Raw genomic sequence first — 16,529 nt, 5'->3', positions numbered from 1 at the left:
CGTAAAATACATAAAGGCGCGTCTGCGCCTTTATGGTCGGGGGACGGATTAACGCCAATTTAATTCAGTTTGCCTTCACCGCATTTAGGGCAGTGATCCCCATCGTTAATCTGAGCGATTCTCTGGGACCAGCAGTGCGGACAGGCATACTTATCTTTTGCGGGATCTAACGTAAAGTGGGCGGCACATTTCCGGCAGCTATGGGTATAAAGCTTACCACTCAGATTCAAAATCATTTTGTGTAGTGCTTCGGCAGCGGCATCGTTAATTTTACCGTTGAGGACGGCATTAATGGTGTGCTCGCTAACACCATAGATGTTTTCGAAGGTGTGACTCAGAGAATTGGCGTTAACGCGGTTGCCATGTTGATCCATGACGTAAGATTTCGGATGAACATTGTTGATCTGGTAGTCACATTGATCACAGGAGATCGCTTGTTGCTTGATCATTTGCTGGGGCATGGAGGATCCTTCTCAATAAATATAATTTATTCATTTATTGAGCGGTTATTCTACATTGATGAAAAACTATTCAAAAGAGGTCAATGATCATTTTATTAGATACGCCACATCAGGATGTAACAAAATGAATCAGTTGCCGTAAATTGTGGTCAACCAGACAGAAAACGGCCCCTAAGTCGTTGCCAGTGAGAAGGCCGCCGTGAGTGAATAAAATCTGTCAGCGACAAATGTCAGCGAACATTGGATCGCACAGCATCAGTAAATCTTCTGTTTCCAGTTCGACACCGGCCATGCGGTCACCACTACTGATGTTGACCTTATGGTGCTTTTTAATCGCATGATCAAAAATGAGCGGCAAGGGGTGTTTTAATCCGACCGGAGCCACCGTGCCGATCACTAAGCCTGTCACTTTTTCGACATCGGTGGCATCGGCACAGGTCATGCGGCGACAGCCAAACATCGCACGTACTTTGGTCGGATCAACCTGAGAGGGGCCCGGTACACAGGCTAAGACATGAAAACCACTCATGTCGCGCAGCAGGATTGATTTCACCATCTGCTCCGGAGCGACGCCGCGCTCTTGCGCCGCGTCTGCAATGGTTTTGGCCGGCTTCGTGTGGGGAAGAAGTCGATAGTCGACCCCTTCTTTTTCTAGGTAGTCAATAACGGATGTGTTCATGACTTACTCGTCATCCAACGTGTAAGGCAGATCCTGCTTCGTCCAGATGAATTCTGGTTGAGCAGCAAGACGGAATCGGGTATCTGCATCCAGGTTGTTTGGCAGTACAACGAGGGCGACGGCCTGGTTATCGGCATAGTGATAACCGGCAATGATCGTGCCGCCTTTACGCCAGTTTTCACCGATGTTTCGCTCTAATGCATCACCTGCCTGCGGGCATTGCGCCGCTTCACCACTGACGACATACATTGCACGTTTATTGATGCCACGGTACTTAGCGCGCGCGACCGTTTCCTGACCGGTGTAGCAGCCTTTTTTAAAGCTGATGCCATCGACGGCTTGCAAGTTCATTGCCTGGGGAATGAATTCAAGTTCTGTTGCGGCATCTATACGGGGAATCGCATATTGAATATCGTACAGATCCCACAGCGTGCTATCAGATAGCCGTACGTCATTGCAGGCTTCAACAATGGCGTTGACGACCGTTTCTGCTTGCTCTGCGGCGACAGCAACCAACCAACGGTTATCGTCAATTTTAACTGCGGTACCTGCTTGAATAGCGCGTACCTCACCTTCGCTGGTAAAAAGTTGATCAACGACAGTTTGTGCCTTGTCTCCCGTTAAGCCAAGTAATACGTCATCGCTTGCCTCGATATCAACCTTAGAGAAAACCGCGTATTTCTTAAGTTCAGGCAGTTGGCTGGCCATTACGCTTTTGCGTTGTAGAAAACCATAACCGTTATTGTGGTTGAACAAGCGGAAGATTGTGCGCATTTTGCCCTTGGCATCACAATGTGCTCCTAAGATTGAAGCATCTGCCGGTAAGGAAACCACATCACAGGTTACCTGACCTTGCAGGTAGGATTTTTTATCATCGCCGATCAGGGTGATCAGACCCCAATCATCCAGATTAACCAACGCCAGGTCTGGCAGGTTATCTTGTGCTGTCAATGGGATTTTTTTGAAATTCAGTGCGTTAGACCAGGTGCTCATAGGACATTCCATGATTAACGTTGTAACGGCAGCTCAAATTACGGTTTCTTGCTTGTGAGGCAATGAAACGGCAGGGGTGAGACTGGCCATCACAAAGAGATGGTGAATAACTTTATGACCACTATGTTAAATCGCCGGCTACCATTTGTCAGCCTGTTGACGTCATTATCGCAAATAATACCTGACTGAAGTATCGTACTATTTTTTGATCATATGTCTCATCTTGGTTGTTTGCTTGTTTTTGCTCATGGTCGAGGGGGGAAGCGGCTGTTAATATTGGTTACAAATCCTAGCGCGGTATAGGGCAAACCTGCTTTTCGCCAGGAACGGTCAGACAGATAATTGAGGTTGTATATGTTGAGTGCAGATGAAAAAGCACGCCTTAAATGGGCATGCCGACGTGGTATGCTTGAGCTAGATGTGCTTATCATGCCTTTTTTTGAAGAGTGTTTTGACGATTTGTCAGGGCAGGAACAACACGATTTAGTCTCATTACTGACATGTGACGATCCTGATTTGTTCACCTGGATGATGGGTCACGGTCGTAGTGAAAATCCAGCGCATGCGGTAATGGTGGACAAAATTGTTGCCCACAACAACAGCAAACTTCGCTGATCTTTTATTACGTCCGTCCAAACTGACAATTGCCGCACTGAGCCTGTTATATCTTTGTGCGGCAATGTTTCTTCTGCTTGCTGTCTTGCGCTCTTCGATTCCCTTCATTGCCGCGGTTATTATTATTGAATGCTTGTGGCTCGAATGGCTTCAGCTATGGCAGTACAGTTTTCGGCATCAAGGCCGTATCAGTATCACTGTGTCGGGGCAGGTCACCTGGCAGCGACAGTCCTGGCAAATCATCCAAATCAAAGTGATCACACGTTTTTTTATCTTGCTAAAGGTGAAACAAGCCGCGCAGCAGCGTTGGTTGCTGATCTGTCATGATGCCTGTGATGACAAAGACTTTCGTACCCTGAGTTTATTGTGTCGCAATGCTGACTTTCATTCACCTTAAAAAGCGGTAATACAAAACACCTAGCAGATGTAATTGGTTGTAATTCTCTGATTTTTGGTTTTTTATTTTATAGATGGCTTTTTTCTCCTTATTATTTAACGCTACCTATTAAAGATAAGCCCTGTCTGGTCGATTAACTATAGTACCTCTATCGTTAGTCGGCGGTAGATGAAATCAGGCGGAATGTATTTGCAATGAAAATAAAACATAAGCTACTGGGATTAACCGTTATCTCTGTGACGGCGTTACTGTTGATTTTAGAAATGAGCTGGCTCGCCAACGAACGCGTGATGGCGATGAATCATACCGCCGTTTCTGCCAGCGAGCTGGAAGTCACACTATTAAATCTGCGTCGGAACGAGAAGGACTTCCTGTTGCGAATGGATAGTAAATACCAGCCGAAATTTCAGGCTAACTACACCCGTTTTCAGGCGCAATTGGCCGATATGTCGGGAGATCTGGCAGAGGCATCCATCGCCATCTCTGGATTGCAGGCACTGCCGGGGGCGATGGAACGTTATCATGACGGTATGATAACGCTGATAAAAGGGTATCAGAAGATTGGACTCAGTCATAACGAAGGACTGCATCGTCCATTTTTTTCCCGTGCGGATCAATTGCTAGGGATTGCTGATAAACAGAACTTAGATACATTGGAAATCTATAGCTTAACACTGACCGCGAAGCTGTTTACCCTGACTAAAGACGCCAATTATCTGAACGAATACCGTGCGGATTATGAGAAAAACGGACTGCTGTTAGAGCAGGATTTTGGCGATATATTTGTTGATTTTCATCGTACTTTCGAACAGATTGTTGCACAACATGAACTGATTGGGATGAACCACAATGATGGCTTGCGCGGTGAAATCCGGGCGCTATCCCATCAGGTCGAAAAAGTGTTCGCTGATGTCCAGCAGCAGCTGGCTGAGGAAATTGCGGCGGATAGCAAGCTAACCAAGCAGTTGATTATCATTGCGGTGGTAATCATTATCATTGCACTCTTGATGTTGTCTTGGCTGATCAGTCGTTCAATTCAGCGCCGGGTTCAGGGGCTGAGTGATTTGATGGCAACCATTGCCCATAGCCATGATCTGACACTGATTGCTGATGAGAGCGGCGACGATGAACTGGCGCAGATGGCACGTAATTTTAACCATCTGTTATCGAGCCTGCGCCAGCTGGTGGGCAATGTTCAGGGGGCGATCACCGAGCTTGGTGTGGCGTCAGAGCAGTTGCAGCGCCGCAGTAAAGAATCCGAGATGGCAATGAACCAGCAGCAGGCAGAAACCGATTCAGTCGCCACCGCGATCACTGAAATGGGGATGACTATTCGTGAAATTGCATCGAATACTGAAACTGCTGCCGCGAACGCAGATCGCAGCCACCATGGTGCAATGGAAGGTCTGTCCGAGGTGAGCGCCACCAAAGAACGCATTCGCTCGCTGTCTGGCGATTTATCACAGACCAGTGATGAAGTTGCCAGCCTGTCGAACTTGTCTGAAAACATTGGTTCGGTATTGGATGTTATTAAAGCCATTGCTGAGCAGACCAACTTGCTGGCTCTGAATGCGGCAATTGAAGCTGCCCGGGCGGGCGAGCAGGGCAGGGGCTTTGCTGTGGTTGCCGATGAGGTACGTTCCCTGGCACTGCGGACACGTCAGTCAACCGAAGAAATTACCACGATCATTGCCTCTTTGCAGGAACAGACGGATCAGGTGGTGGTACATATCGGGCGTTGTCGTGAGCAAGGGGATCTGAGTGTTACTCAGGCAGACAGTGCGGAAGTAAGAATTAACCAGATCATGACAGATATGCAGTTGATCATGGATACCAGTACCCAGATCGCCGCGGCCGTTGAGCAGCAGAGCCTGGTTTCTGATGAAATTGGCCAGAACGTGACGTCGATCCGTGATATTACCAATACCAATTCAGATGTTGCCCACGAAAATGCCCAGGCTGCCTATGCGGTGGCCGATCAGGCGAAATCACTCGATGAGGCTATTGCGGAGTATCGGGTTTAAGCTGGCACAAGGATCTGTTGGCCCCTGACAATAAAAAATCCCAGCTAACGCTGGGATTTTTTTATTCTAGTTTCGGTGTTGCTTAACACGGCTGATCAGGCGTCAGGATGGTCGGGCCTGAATCGGCTTTGGATTCTTGGTAATCCAAGGTGTAATGCAGGCCGCGGCTTTCTTTTCGTTCCATGGCGCAGCGAACGATCAGCTCTGCGACCTGTACCAGGTTTCTCAGTTCCAGCAGGTTGTTGGATACTCGGAAATTACTGTAGTACTCATCGATTTCCTGCTTGAGGAGCTGAATACGGCGCATTGCCCGTTCTAACCGTTTGGTTGAGCGCACAATGCCGACATAGTCCCACATGAACAGGCGTAGTTCATGCCAGTTGTGCTGAATGACAACTTCTTCATCGGAACAGCAAACCTGGCTTTCATCCCAGCTCGGCAGTGAGCCGGGCATGCTGACGTGCTCCAGTTTCTTAGTAATGCTTTCTGCGGCAGCCCAGGCATACACCACACATTCGAGCAGAGAGTTAGACGCCATGCGGTTTGCACCGTGCAAGCCGGTATAGCTCACCTCGCCTATTGCGTACAGGCCATCCAGATCCGTACGGCCTTCAGTATCAACCATGACACCGCCACAGGTGTAGTGGGCGGCAGGGACGATAGGGATGGGCTCTTTGGTAATATCAATGCTGTAACCCAACAGTTTTTCATAAATCATCGGAAAATGTTTTTTGACAAAATCCTCTGGCTTATGACTGATATCCAAATACATGCAGTCGGCACCTAGGCGCTTCATCTCATAGTCAATTGCCCGTGCCACGACATCACGCGGTGCCAGTTCGCCACGCTCATCGAAATCAGGCATAAAACGGCTGCCATCTGGGCGGCGCAAATAGGCCCCTTCGCCACGAAGTGCTTCTGTTAGCAGGAAGTTACGGGCATCCGGGTGAAACAGACAGGTTGGATGGAACTGATTAAATTCGAGGTTGGCAACGCGGCAGCCCGCCCGCCAGGCCATGGCAATGCCATCGCCGGATGAGACATCCGGATTGGAGGTATACTGATAAACTTTTGAAGCACCACCAGTGGCTAACACCACAAACTTAGCGCGAACGGTTTCAACCACTTCGCGATTTCGGTTCCAGATGTATGCACCCAGCACGCGGTTAGGGTGATCATGGTTGCCCATTTTCTGCTGGGTAATTAAATCGAGTGCGTTATGGCGCTCTAAGACTTCGATATTAGGGTGGTTAAGAACGTTTTCCTGCAGCGAGTTCTGTACGGCCATGCCCGTTGCATCAGCGGCATGTAAAATTCGACGGTGGCTATGGCCGCCTTCACGGGTGAGATGATAACGAGGGCTGTTATCGTCATTGTTGTTTTCTTCACGATCGAAAGGCACGCCGCCATCAATCAGCCACTGTACACAGTGTTTGGCATTTTCGGCAATAAAGCGAACGATAGCTTCATCGCACAAATTGGCACCGGCAACCTGAGTGTCCTGAACGTGAGAATCAATGCTGTCTGATTCATCAAAGACTGCGGCGATGCCACCCTGAGCGTAATAGGTGGCGCCTTCACTACGCGGGCCTTTGCTTAAGACGATAACTTTACCGAGTGGTGCTAAGCGCAGCGCAAGTGATAAACCAGCAGCACCGCTACCAATAACTAATACATCACAAAGATGTTCACTGTTTTCGTTCATATCGATTCATATCCCTGTGGCAATCCGCCACATCTTACCAAATTCCATCTGGATTGGTCATTGTGACCATCAAATACCAATTACCATCAATTAGGAGAAAATAATCACAATATAGAGCCAATAGTCTTAATGTAAAAAGTCTGAGCTTGTTTGAACACCGATGACAGGCTCTTAATTACTCTGATAATTAATGGAATTGGTATAACGTTACGCACTTATCGCTGTATAATGCGCCATCGTGATAAAAAAATCGCGCACTATTGTTGAGATCTTATTTCATCCGGTCCGGAACTTTGCCGTTATCTCTGGGTCGTAGATAGTGCTCATGCTCATAAATGTTTCATACTGTTGCTATTTGACCCGTGGTTGTAGAGGGTGTTGAAAGCGACATTCAACCCATGCCAGGCTAAAGCTTTAATGAAACAACGAGTGCAATACTGATATAGGAGTACACGCTCGAATGAGCGAGCAGCAAACAGATCAGGTATTAATAGAACGAGTACAACGAGGCGATAAGCAAGCGTTTAATCTTCTGGTGATTAAGTACCAGAATAAAGTTTGTAACCTCGTCGCACGTTATGTCAGCAACTCGGGCGATGTCCCGGATGTTGCGCAAGAAGCTTTCATTAAGGCGTATCGCGCCTTGCCGACTTTTCGTGGCGAAAGTGCCTTTTATACATGGCTATACCGTATTGCTGTTAATACTGCGAAGAATTATTTAGTCGCTCAGGGGCGCCGTCCGCCAGCATCCGATGTTAATGCTGAAGATGCGGAATACTATGAAAATGGCAATGCATTGAAAGAAATTTCGAACCCTGAGAACCAAATGTTGTCTGATGAATTAAAGCGGGTTGTCTTTAGTACCATTGATGCATTACCTGACGATCTTAAAACCGCGATCTCCTTGCGTGAACTGGATGGTTTAAGCTATGAGGATATTGCCGAGGTGATGGGTTGTCCTGTGGGTACAGTAAGATCACGAATATTCCGTGCACGAGAGGCGGTCGAAAAACGTATCCGTCCTCTAATGCAGCGATAATGTTGGGCCAAACGGTGAAAAAAATGGCTGATAAAGAAAAAATTTCGGCGTTACTAGACGGCGAAGAACTGGATCAGAGCATTATCAATGCGCTGGCCGTTGACAAAGAGAGTGAGCAAGCTTGGCAGAACTTCAGCCTGATTGGTGATGTGATGCGTGGCGATGCTCCGCAAGGCAAAAAATGGAATATTGCTGCAAATGTCGCGCTGGCGTTAGAAAATGAACCTGCTCATACCGGGGTTCCAGGCTTAAGTGCCGAGCCAGAAGTGGCTGCACCTGTTGTTGATATAAGAGCCGCACAGAAAACGCCTGAATCTCAGCCTACACCGCGTCAGGCAAAACGCTCACTGCCGGCATGGTTTACCCAGTTTGGTCAGGTAGCCATCGCTGCATCCGTATCATTAGCGGTTATTGTCGGCGTACAACAATACAATGGCGGTGATGACGGTCTGGTTGCTGAAGCAACCAATACCCAATTACCCGTTCTGCAGACTATCCCCTTTGCAGGCAAAGCTGAGCCAGTCAGCTTAACCCGTGATTCTGTCCGTACCGGTGCGCATAACAATGCCCCTAATGAAGCGCAACTCATGGAGCAGCGCCGTCGTATTAATGCGATGTTGCAAGACTATGAACTTCAGCTGCGTTTCAACGCTGAAGATGGCAGTATTGACAGAACGTTGTTAGAAACTAATTCATCTGTGGCGGACTAATGATAAAAATTCTGGTCGGTGCCGTGACACTGGTCAGCCTGATGATGCCTTTGCAAGCCTTTGCCGAAGAGCCTATCGCTTCAGCAGAGGCTTTGTTGCATCAGATGGATGAGGCTAGTCGAGAGCTCAGTTACGAGTTGTCGTACATTTTAATTAAGAAAAACAGTATTGAACCGCTACGATATCGTCATGCGTTAGAAGATGGTCAGACGTACGCACATCTGATCTACCTCAGCGGACCGCCGCGTGAGGTGATTCAGCGTGGCAATGAGATCAGTTATTTCGAGCCCGGGCTGGATCCTTTTACGATCGATAGTAACAAGATGGTGGCTCCCCTGCCGCCGATTATGCAGTCCGATATTAACGCGTTGTCGGCTAATTATGACTTCATCTCGATGGGGCGGGCTCGCGAGGCGGGCGTTGCCTGTGATGTCGTACGTATCGCTCCTAAAGACGGCGCACGTTATTCTTATTTGTTGTGGATTGATCATCGCAACCGTTTAGTGATGCGTGCAGATTTGCTCGATCGCGACGGTGAACCGTTAGAGCAGTATCGAGCGGTGTCATATGTTGTGAACCCGAAAGTCGGTGAGGTACTGCAAAGCCTGCGCAGTGTTGATTTACCCGCCGTTGTTCAGTTGCCGCCGCAGCCTCAGGCCGAACTGAGCTGGCAGGTAAACTGGTTACCTCAGGGGTTTGAGTCAGTCTCTCGTAACCGCCATCGCCTGGTCCTGACTCAACGGCCAGTTGAAAGCAAAATGTACAGTGATGGATTATTTAGCTTTTCTATCTATGTTTCAGAAGCAGACAGCTATACTGTACGTGAACAATTGGTAAGACAAGGGCGCCGTACGTTGCATAGCCATCTTCAGGGTAAGAAAGAAGTGACTGTTGTCGGCGATATTCCTCCGGCCACGGCACGTCGGGTTGCAGAGTCGATCGCTTTTGTCGGTTCAAAAAAAGGGGCTGATTCTACGGCTGAAAAGGCTGCGCCATGATGAACACACTGGCAACCGTCGTTGCCGTTGAACCGGGCAGTATTACCGTCAGTTGCCAGCAACAGACCAGCTGTGGTCATTGCGGGTCCCGGGACACCTGTGGAACGGGCATCGTGAGTAAAGTGGTGCCGGGACGAGCTCATCAGGTAAAAATCACCACGCAAAAGTCGCTGACGATCGGGCAGGTAGTTGAAATTGGTCTGTCTGAGCAGAGCATACTGAGTTCTGCTCTGTTGGTTTATGTTGTGCCTTTGCTATTTTTACTGCTGGGGACAGCGTTAGGGCAGTGGTGGTTTGTCGAATTATCAGGCACCAGCGAAGTTGGTGTGGTGCTGGCAGCGGTTATCAGTGCTGGCATTGGCTTGCTGATAGCCAAGTATTATGCCAGGCGCTTAGAGGGAGACTCAGCCTACGAACCGAGCTTGATTAGAGTGCTGGGGCAGCCTCTGTCAGTGGATAAGATGATAAATGCCGCATCGAAAGATAGCGAGTAGCCCTGAAATTCGGTAGAATCCGTCAACTTGATCAAAAGATCCCATTCATTTTAATCACGAGCTAGTCACGCCATTCATGAAGCACATTCGTAACTTTTCGATTATTGCACATATCGACCATGGTAAGTCGACCTTATCCGACCGTCTAATTCAAGTCTGTGGTGGCCTTTCCAACCGTGAAATGTCTGCGCAGGTTTTAGATTCCATGGATCTCGAACGCGAACGCGGTATCACTATCAAAGCCCAGAGTGTCACACTCGACTATACGGCGAAAGATGGTGAAACTTATCAGCTTAATTTTATCGATACACCAGGACACGTTGACTTCTCATACGAAGTATCGCGCTCCCTAGCGGCCTGTGAAGGTGCTTTGCTGGTGGTTGATGCGGGTCAGGGCGTTGAAGCCCAGACATTAGCTAACTGTTACACGGCTATGGAGATGGACTTAGAAGTGGTGCCGATTTTGAATAAAATCGACTTGCCAGCTGCTGATCCAGAACGTGTCGCAGAAGAAATAGAAGACATTGTCGGTATCGACGCGTTAGAAGCTACGCGTTGTTCTGCGAAAACAGGTTTAGGCGTGGAAGATGTTCTGGAAAACATCGTAGCCGCTATTCCCCCTCCACAAGGTGACCCTGACGGTCCGCTACAAGCCTTGATCATTGACTCATGGTTCGATAATTATTTAGGTATTGTCTCTTTGGTTCGAGTTAAAAATGGCTCATTAAAGAAAAATGCAAAAATTAAAATGATGAGTACCGGTCAGGTTTGGAATATTGACCGTCTGGGTATCTTTACACCGAAGCAAGTCGATACGACTGCCCTGAATACCGGTGAAGTTGGCTGGGTTGTTTGTGGTATTAAAGACATCCTGGGAGCACCTGTTGGCGATACGATTACAACGGCCAAAGATGGCTGTGAAGAACCATTACCTGGTTTCCAGAAAGTGAAACCTCAGGTTTATGCGGGTCTGTTCCCGATCTCTTCTGATGATTACGAGAACTTCCGTGATGCACTAGGCAAGTTAAGCCTAAATGATGCGTCTTTGTTCTATGAACCAGAAAGTTCTTCGGCACTTGGTTTTGGCTTCCGTTGTGGCTTCCTTGGCATGTTGCACATGGAAATCATTCAAGAGCGCTTAGAGCGTGAATACGATCTTGCGCTTATTACCACAGCACCGACTGTAGTGTATGAAGTTGAAACGACACGCGGCGACATTATTTATGTCGATAGCCCGTCCAAGCTACCGGCAGTCAATGATATTGCAGTCATTGGTGAGCCCATTGCACGCTGTAATATCCTAGTGCCGTCTGAGTACCTGGGTAACGTGATCACGCTGTGTATCGAAAAACGTGGTATGCAGGTGGATATGGTCTATCACGGTAACCAAGTTGCTTTGACATACGATATCCCTATGTCAGAAGTGGTACTGGATTTCTTCGACCGTCTGAAATCGACCTCGCGTGGTTACGCATCACTGGATTACAGCTTCCAGCGTTACGAGCCATCCAACATGGTACGTGTTGATGTAATGATCAATGGCGAACGTGTTGATGCACTGGCAATCATTACGCATAAAGACAATGCAAATGGTCGCGGTCGTGAGTTAGTCGACAAGATGAAGGAATTCATTCCTCGTCAGATGTTTGATATCGCGATTCAAGCGGCGATTGGCGGCATGATCATTGCCCGTGCAACCGTTAAGCAGTTGCGTAAAAACGTGATTGCTAAATGTTACGGTGGCGATATCAGCCGTAAGAAGAAACTGCTACAGAAGCAGAAAGAAGGTAAAAAGCGTATGAAGCAGATCGGCAATGTCGAACTGCCTCAGGAAGCGTTCCTGGCTATTTTGCACGTAGGTAAAAAATAAGTAATAACGTTTATCTCATCGCAAGCGGGTTTGATGTCAAACAAAGTGCTGATTTATATTCATTAAATCGGCATTTCTGTTTCACGGACCAACCCGTTTGTGATGAGTTGAGACATTCATAGGGAATAAAATGGCAAATACTTTTTCGTTAATTCTGGTTCTGGCCACGCTGTTGACCGGGATTATTTGGGCGTTGGATAAATTTATCTGGGCACCGAAACGTCAATTAAAAATTGATGCGGCAGCAGCTAATGCTGGCGATCAAGTAGCTGCTAAAACCCTTGAAGCCATTGCGCCGCAACCGAGCTGGGTGGAATCAGCCAGCTCGATGTTTCCGGTGATTGCGCTCATTATGGTATTTCGCTCATTTATTTATGAGCCGTTCCAGATCCCATCCGGCTCTATGATGCCGACGTTGCTCGTGGGAGATTTCATCTTGGTTGAAAAATTCGCTTACGGTCTTCGCGATCCGGTATTCCGTCACAAGTTGATTGAAACCGGTGAGCCAGAGCGTGGTGATAGCGTGGTCTTTAAGTACCCGCCTCAACCCAATGTTGACTACATTAAACGTGTTGTTGGTATGCCTGGCGATACGATTCGTTACAGTTCCAGCAAGCAGCTTTGTATTGCCCCGAAAGGTTCTGCAACCTGTACCCCGGTGCCACTGACGAATATGACTGACAGTGAGTTCAGTCAGGGCATGACACGTTTTGTTCAACTCGATGAAAAACTGGGTGATGTAAATCACCAGATTTTAGTGCACCCACTGAAGCGAGACTACACGCTGAAGTACTATCCGCGTCCGGGGATCAGCGAGTGGGTTGTACCTGAAGGCCAGTATTTCATGATGGGGGATAACCGCGATAACAGTTCAGACAGTCGTTTCTGGGGCTTTGTTCCAGAAGCAAATCTGGTCGGAAAGGCGGTCGTGATCTGGATCAGCTTTGAGTTTGAAAGAAGTGCCGAGAGTGTCTTACCATCCTGGATTCCTACTGGTGTGCGTTTTAACCGCATCGGTAGCATAAACTGATCGAGATAAAATGACATCTCCTGCTAATAGACTTCAGCGTATGCTGGGGTATCAATTTAATAACAGCGATTTGATGACGTTAGCACTGACACACCGCAGTGCTAACGGTACTCATAACGAACGCCTCGAGTTTCTGGGCGATTCCATTTTAAGCTTTGTCATTGCAGATGACCTATACCACCGATTCCCGGAAGTGGATGAAGGGGATATGAGCCGTATGCGTGCGACATTAGTTCGCGGTAAGACCCTGGCTGAGCTGGGGCGTGAATTTGAGCTTGGTGAGTATTTACTGCTTGGCCCGGGAGAGTTAAAAAGCGGCGGCTTTCGCCGTGACTCTATTCTGGCTGATTGCGTTGAAGCGATCATTGGTGCGATCTATCTTGATAGTGACACTGAGCAGGTACGGAAGATTATTCTTGCATGGTATCAGTCTCGCCTCGACACCATTCAACCGGGGATTGGCCAGAAAGATCCCAAAACACGGCTGCAAGAGTGTTTGCAAGGTCGTCGTTTGCCGCTTCCGGGGTATACTGTAGTTAAGGTACATGGTGAAGCTCATAATCAAGAGTTCACGGTGCAATGTGATGTTACAGGCTTGGATAAGCCTGTAATTGGTAAAGGCGGCAGTCGGCGCAAGGCAGAGCAGGCAGCAGCAGAACTTGCTCTTAAGCAGTTGGAATCATGACAGATAAGCAACATTGCGGCTTTATAGCCATCGTAGGCCGACCAAACGTTGGTAAATCGACTCTAATCAACCGTCTGGTTGGGCAGAAGTTGTCGATCACTTCACGTAAACCACAGACAACGCGTCACCGTATTATGGGTGTTGATACCCGTGATGGTTACCAGGCGGTGTATATTGATACCCCGGGTCTGCACATTGAAGAAAAACGCACCATTAACCGTTTGATGAACCGTGCGGCCAGCAGCTCGCTGACCGATGTTGAGCTAGTGCTTTTCCTGGTTGATGGCACAATGTGGACTGACGATGATGAGATGGTACTGAACAAGCTTATTAAGAGTGAGCTGCCAACAGTACTGTTGATCAACAAGGTCGACAACGTGAAAGAGAAAGGCGATCTGTTCCCGCACCTTGAAGCGCTGTCGAAGAAGATGGACTTTGTTGATGTGGTGCCAATTTCAGCGAAAAGCGGTACCAACGTTGATGCGGTAGAAAAAATTGTTCGCGAGCATCTGCCGGAAGGTGAATACTTCTTCCCGGAAGATCATGTGACCGACCGTTCGCAGCGTTTTATGGCCTCTGAGATCATCCGTGAAAAGCTGATGCGCTTTACCGGTGAAGAGTTGCCCTATGCTGTGACGGTTGAGATCGAACGTTTTGATTTTAATCCGCGCACGAATGGTTTTGATATTAATGGCTTGATTCTGGTTGAACGAAAGGGCCAGAAGAAAATGGTGATCGGCAAAAATGGCGAGAAAATGAAAGTCATTGGCCGTGAAGCCCGTATTGATATGGAAGATCTGTTCGAGCGTAAGGTGTACCTGGAGCTATGGGTTAAAGTGAAATCGGGTTGGGCAGATGACGAACGTGCACTGCGTAGCCTGGGTTACATTGACGACCTGTAAGGAACACCATGGAGGGGCTGCAACGCTGTTTTGTCCTTCATACTCGCCCGTATAGTGAGACGAGCCTGATCCTCGATGTGTTCAGCGAGGACAGTGGTCGTCTGACTATCTTGTCGAAAGGAGCGCGCCGTAAGCGCTCCAACCTCAAAGGCACATTGCAGCCTTTCACTCCTCTGTTTATGAAATGGTCCGGCCGCGGTTCAATGCGGACATTGAATCATGCCGAACCTATCAGTATCGGCCTGCCCATGCGCGGCTATATCCTCTATTCTGCCCTGTATATTAACGAAGTCGTGGCTCGGGTTCTCGAGAATGACACACCTTACCCTGTGCTGTTTCTGGATTATCTGAATGCGCTGCGCGAGCTGGCGCAAGCTGATAACCCAGAACCGGCATTGCGGCGCTTTGAGCTGGCACTGCTTTATCATCTGGGGTATGGCATCGACTTTCTTCACTGTGCCGGTAGTGGCTTGCCTGTAGAAGACACCATGACCTATAACTACCGCGAGCAAAAAGGTTTTATTGCATCAATCATGACAGGCCAGCTGACCTTTACCGGTAGCCAGCTGAAAGCGATAGCCGCCCGACATTTTGAAACCCCGGATCAACTCAAGGCAGCAAAACGCTTTACACGGATGGCCCTGAAACCTTATCTTGGCGGGAAACCATTAAAAAGCAGGGAATTATTTATCCCTAGAGGAAGGAGTACCCAAAAATGAAGAACATACTACTCGGCGTGAATATCGATCATATTGCCACTCTACGCAACGCCCGAGGTACTCGATACCCTGATCCTGTTCACGCAGCAGAAGTTGCTGAGCGTGCTGGTGCCGATGGTATTACTATTCACCTGCGTGAGGATCGCCGCCATATTACTGACCGAGATGTCCGTATTTTGCGTGAAACGATCCAGACTCGTATGAACCTTGAAATGGCCGTGACGGATGAAATGGTCAGCATTGCATTGGAAACTCAGCCGGAGTTCGTCTGCCTGGTACCTGAAAAACGGGAAGAGCTGACGACCGAAGGTGGTCTGGATGTGGCGGGTCAGCTGGACAAAATTAAAGCAGCAACCGAAAAACTGACGGCAGCTGGCATTAAAGTCTCTTTGTTTATTGATGCTGACCGTAAGCAGATTGATGCGGCAGTTGCCGCTGGTGCGCCTTATATCGAATTGCACACCGGCCATTATGCTGATGCAGAAAGCGAAGAAGAGCAGCAAGCGGAGCTGAAGAAGATTGCTGCGGCTGCAAGTTACGCAGATGATCTGGGTATTAAAGTCAATGCGGGCCACGGCCTGACCTATCACAACGTGAAGCCTGTGGCTGCGCTGCCCGAGATTTATGAGCTGAATATTGGCCACGCCATCATGGGGCGCGCCGTGTTTGATGGTTTGAACAAAGCGGTGGCCGATATGCAAGCCATCATGCTTGAAGCGCGTCGCTAAGCATGGCGATTGTCGGCCTGGGAACCGATATCGCAGATATCGGGCGCGTTGAAAAAGTCTATGCGCGATCGGGTGATGCCTTTGCTGAGCGAGTCTTGTCAGCGCCTGAGCTGGAAATCTTAGCGGGTTTAAAGCTGAAGGGGCGTTATCTGGCCAAACGGTTTGCGGTCAAAGAAGCGGCATCGAAAGCCTTAGGAACCGGGATTGCCTGCGGCGTCTCTTTTCAGGATTTCACCGTCAGTAATGATGAGCTGGGTAAGCCAGTATTGCGTCTGTCAGGTAAAGCCGCAAAATTGGCCGAGGCGATGGGCGTTAACCACGTTCATCTGACCATTGCCGACGAGAAACGTTATGCCGTGGCAACGGTGATTTTAGAATCGTAATAACGGCAGAGCGGTTCTATGGATAAGCAGTGTCGAGTTACTAGGTTCGAGTTGCGAGGAAAAGCAAAAGCTTGACTCTCCGTTAGGGCTCATAGAA

The 16,529-nt window shown here is 48.5% G+C and carries 18 protein-coding genes; 14 read left to right on the top strand and 4 right to left on the bottom strand.

The window, feature by feature from the left end:
• Positions 1 to 59: 59 nt before the first annotated feature.
• The 3 genes from AC2204_RS17555 to ygfZ form a co-directional block, all read right to left on the bottom strand.
• The gene (locus AC2204_RS17555) at positions 60 to 461 is read right to left on the bottom strand and encodes a hypothetical protein (RefSeq protein ID WP_318926974.1); all 402 of its coding nucleotides are present in this window, start codon (positions 459 to 461) and stop codon (positions 60 to 62) included.
• A 217-nt stretch (positions 462 to 678) separates the two neighbouring features.
• Positions 679 to 1,140, bottom strand: a complete 462-nt coding sequence (locus AC2204_RS17550; RefSeq protein WP_318926973.1) for an aminoacyl-tRNA deacylase — start codon at positions 1,138 to 1,140, stop codon at positions 679 to 681.
• A gap of 3 nt (positions 1,141 to 1,143) precedes the next feature.
• The gene (gene ygfZ, locus AC2204_RS17545) at positions 1,144 to 2,133 is read right to left on the bottom strand and encodes a tRNA-modifying protein YgfZ (RefSeq protein ID WP_318926972.1); all 990 of its coding nucleotides are present in this window, start codon (positions 2,131 to 2,133) and stop codon (positions 1,144 to 1,146) included.
• Between the two features lie 354 nt (positions 2,134 to 2,487).
• On the opposite strand from ygfZ, the gene AC2204_RS17540 reads away from it, so the two are divergent.
• The 3 genes from AC2204_RS17540 (at position 2,488) to AC2204_RS17530 (ending at position 5,169) form a co-directional block, all read left to right on the top strand.
• Positions 2,488 to 2,748 carry an FAD assembly factor SdhE gene (locus AC2204_RS17540; RefSeq protein ID WP_318926971.1) on the top strand — a complete coding sequence of 87 codons (261 nt, stop codon included), beginning with the start codon at positions 2,488 to 2,490 and terminating at the stop codon, positions 2,746 to 2,748.
• Positions 2,717 to 3,145, top strand: a complete 429-nt coding sequence (locus tag AC2204_RS17535) for a protein YgfX (protein WP_318926970.1) — start codon at positions 2,717 to 2,719, stop codon at positions 3,143 to 3,145. The genes AC2204_RS17540 and AC2204_RS17535 overlap by 32 nt, the downstream gene beginning before the upstream one ends.
• A gap of 194 nt (positions 3,146 to 3,339) precedes the next feature.
• On the top strand, positions 3,340 to 5,169 hold the full coding sequence (locus tag AC2204_RS17530; RefSeq protein WP_318926969.1) for a methyl-accepting chemotaxis protein: 1,830 nt from the start codon (positions 3,340 to 3,342) through the stop codon (positions 5,167 to 5,169).
• Positions 5,170 to 5,251: 82 nt separating this feature from the next.
• Here AC2204_RS17530 and nadB read toward each other — a convergent pair whose 3' ends face one another.
• Positions 5,252 to 6,874 (bottom strand): L-aspartate oxidase, encoded by a 1,623-nt coding sequence (gene nadB, locus AC2204_RS17525; protein WP_318926968.1) that lies wholly within the window; start codon positions 6,872 to 6,874, stop codon positions 5,252 to 5,254.
• Positions 6,875 to 7,334: 460 nt separating this feature from the next.
• Here nadB and rpoE point away from each other — a divergent pair, with 460 nt between their 5' ends.
• From rpoE to acpS, 11 genes are all read left to right on the top strand, one after another.
• Positions 7,335 to 7,913: an RNA polymerase sigma factor RpoE gene (gene rpoE / locus AC2204_RS17520; RefSeq protein WP_318926967.1), complete on the top strand. Its 579-nt coding sequence runs from the start codon at positions 7,335 to 7,337 to the stop codon at positions 7,911 to 7,913.
• Positions 7,914 to 7,936: 23 nt separating this feature from the next.
• Entirely contained in the window at positions 7,937 to 8,623 is a 687-nt protein-coding gene (locus AC2204_RS17515; RefSeq protein WP_318926966.1) for an RseA family anti-sigma factor, read from the top strand.
• Entirely contained in the window at positions 8,623 to 9,621 is a 999-nt protein-coding gene (gene rseB / locus AC2204_RS17510; protein ID WP_318926965.1) for a sigma-E factor regulatory protein RseB, read from the top strand. Before AC2204_RS17515 ends, rseB begins: the two co-directional genes overlap by 1 nt.
• On the top strand, positions 9,618 to 10,115 hold the full coding sequence (locus tag AC2204_RS17505; RefSeq protein ID WP_318926964.1) for a SoxR reducing system RseC family protein: 498 nt from the start codon (positions 9,618 to 9,620) through the stop codon (positions 10,113 to 10,115). The genes rseB and AC2204_RS17505 overlap by 4 nt, the downstream gene beginning before the upstream one ends.
• 76 nt (positions 10,116 to 10,191) lie before the next feature.
• The gene (lepA, locus tag AC2204_RS17500) at positions 10,192 to 11,985 is read left to right on the top strand and encodes a translation elongation factor 4 (protein WP_318926963.1); all 1,794 of its coding nucleotides are present in this window, start codon (positions 10,192 to 10,194) and stop codon (positions 11,983 to 11,985) included.
• A gap of 130 nt (positions 11,986 to 12,115) precedes the next feature.
• Positions 12,116 to 13,015, top strand: a complete 900-nt coding sequence (lepB, locus tag AC2204_RS17495; RefSeq protein ID WP_318926962.1) for a signal peptidase I — start codon at positions 12,116 to 12,118, stop codon at positions 13,013 to 13,015.
• 10 nt (positions 13,016 to 13,025) lie between these two features.
• Complete coding sequence (gene rnc, locus AC2204_RS17490; RefSeq protein ID WP_318926961.1) at positions 13,026 to 13,700, top strand: ribonuclease III; 675 nt, start codon at positions 13,026 to 13,028, stop codon at positions 13,698 to 13,700.
• On the top strand, positions 13,697 to 14,602 hold the full coding sequence (gene era, locus AC2204_RS17485) for a GTPase Era (protein WP_318926960.1): 906 nt from the start codon (positions 13,697 to 13,699) through the stop codon (positions 14,600 to 14,602). The genes rnc and era overlap by 4 nt, the downstream gene beginning before the upstream one ends.
• Positions 14,603 to 14,610: 8 nt before the next feature.
• A complete protein-coding gene (gene recO, locus AC2204_RS17480; RefSeq protein WP_318926959.1) occupies positions 14,611 to 15,321 on the top strand; it encodes a DNA repair protein RecO in 711 nt (236 codons plus the stop codon).
• Positions 15,318 to 16,049, top strand: coding sequence for a pyridoxine 5'-phosphate synthase (pdxJ, locus tag AC2204_RS17475; RefSeq protein WP_318926958.1), 732 nt, complete (start codon positions 15,318 to 15,320; stop codon positions 16,047 to 16,049). The genes recO and pdxJ overlap by 4 nt, the downstream gene beginning before the upstream one ends.
• Before the next feature lie 2 nt (positions 16,050 to 16,051).
• Entirely contained in the window at positions 16,052 to 16,432 is a 381-nt protein-coding gene (gene acpS, locus AC2204_RS17470; RefSeq protein ID WP_318926957.1) for a holo-ACP synthase, read from the top strand.
• Positions 16,433 to 16,529 lie beyond the last annotated feature (97 nt).

Source organism: Photobacterium sp. (genome assembly GCF_057456235.1).
This window is presented reverse-complemented; position numbering and strand designations above follow the sequence as displayed.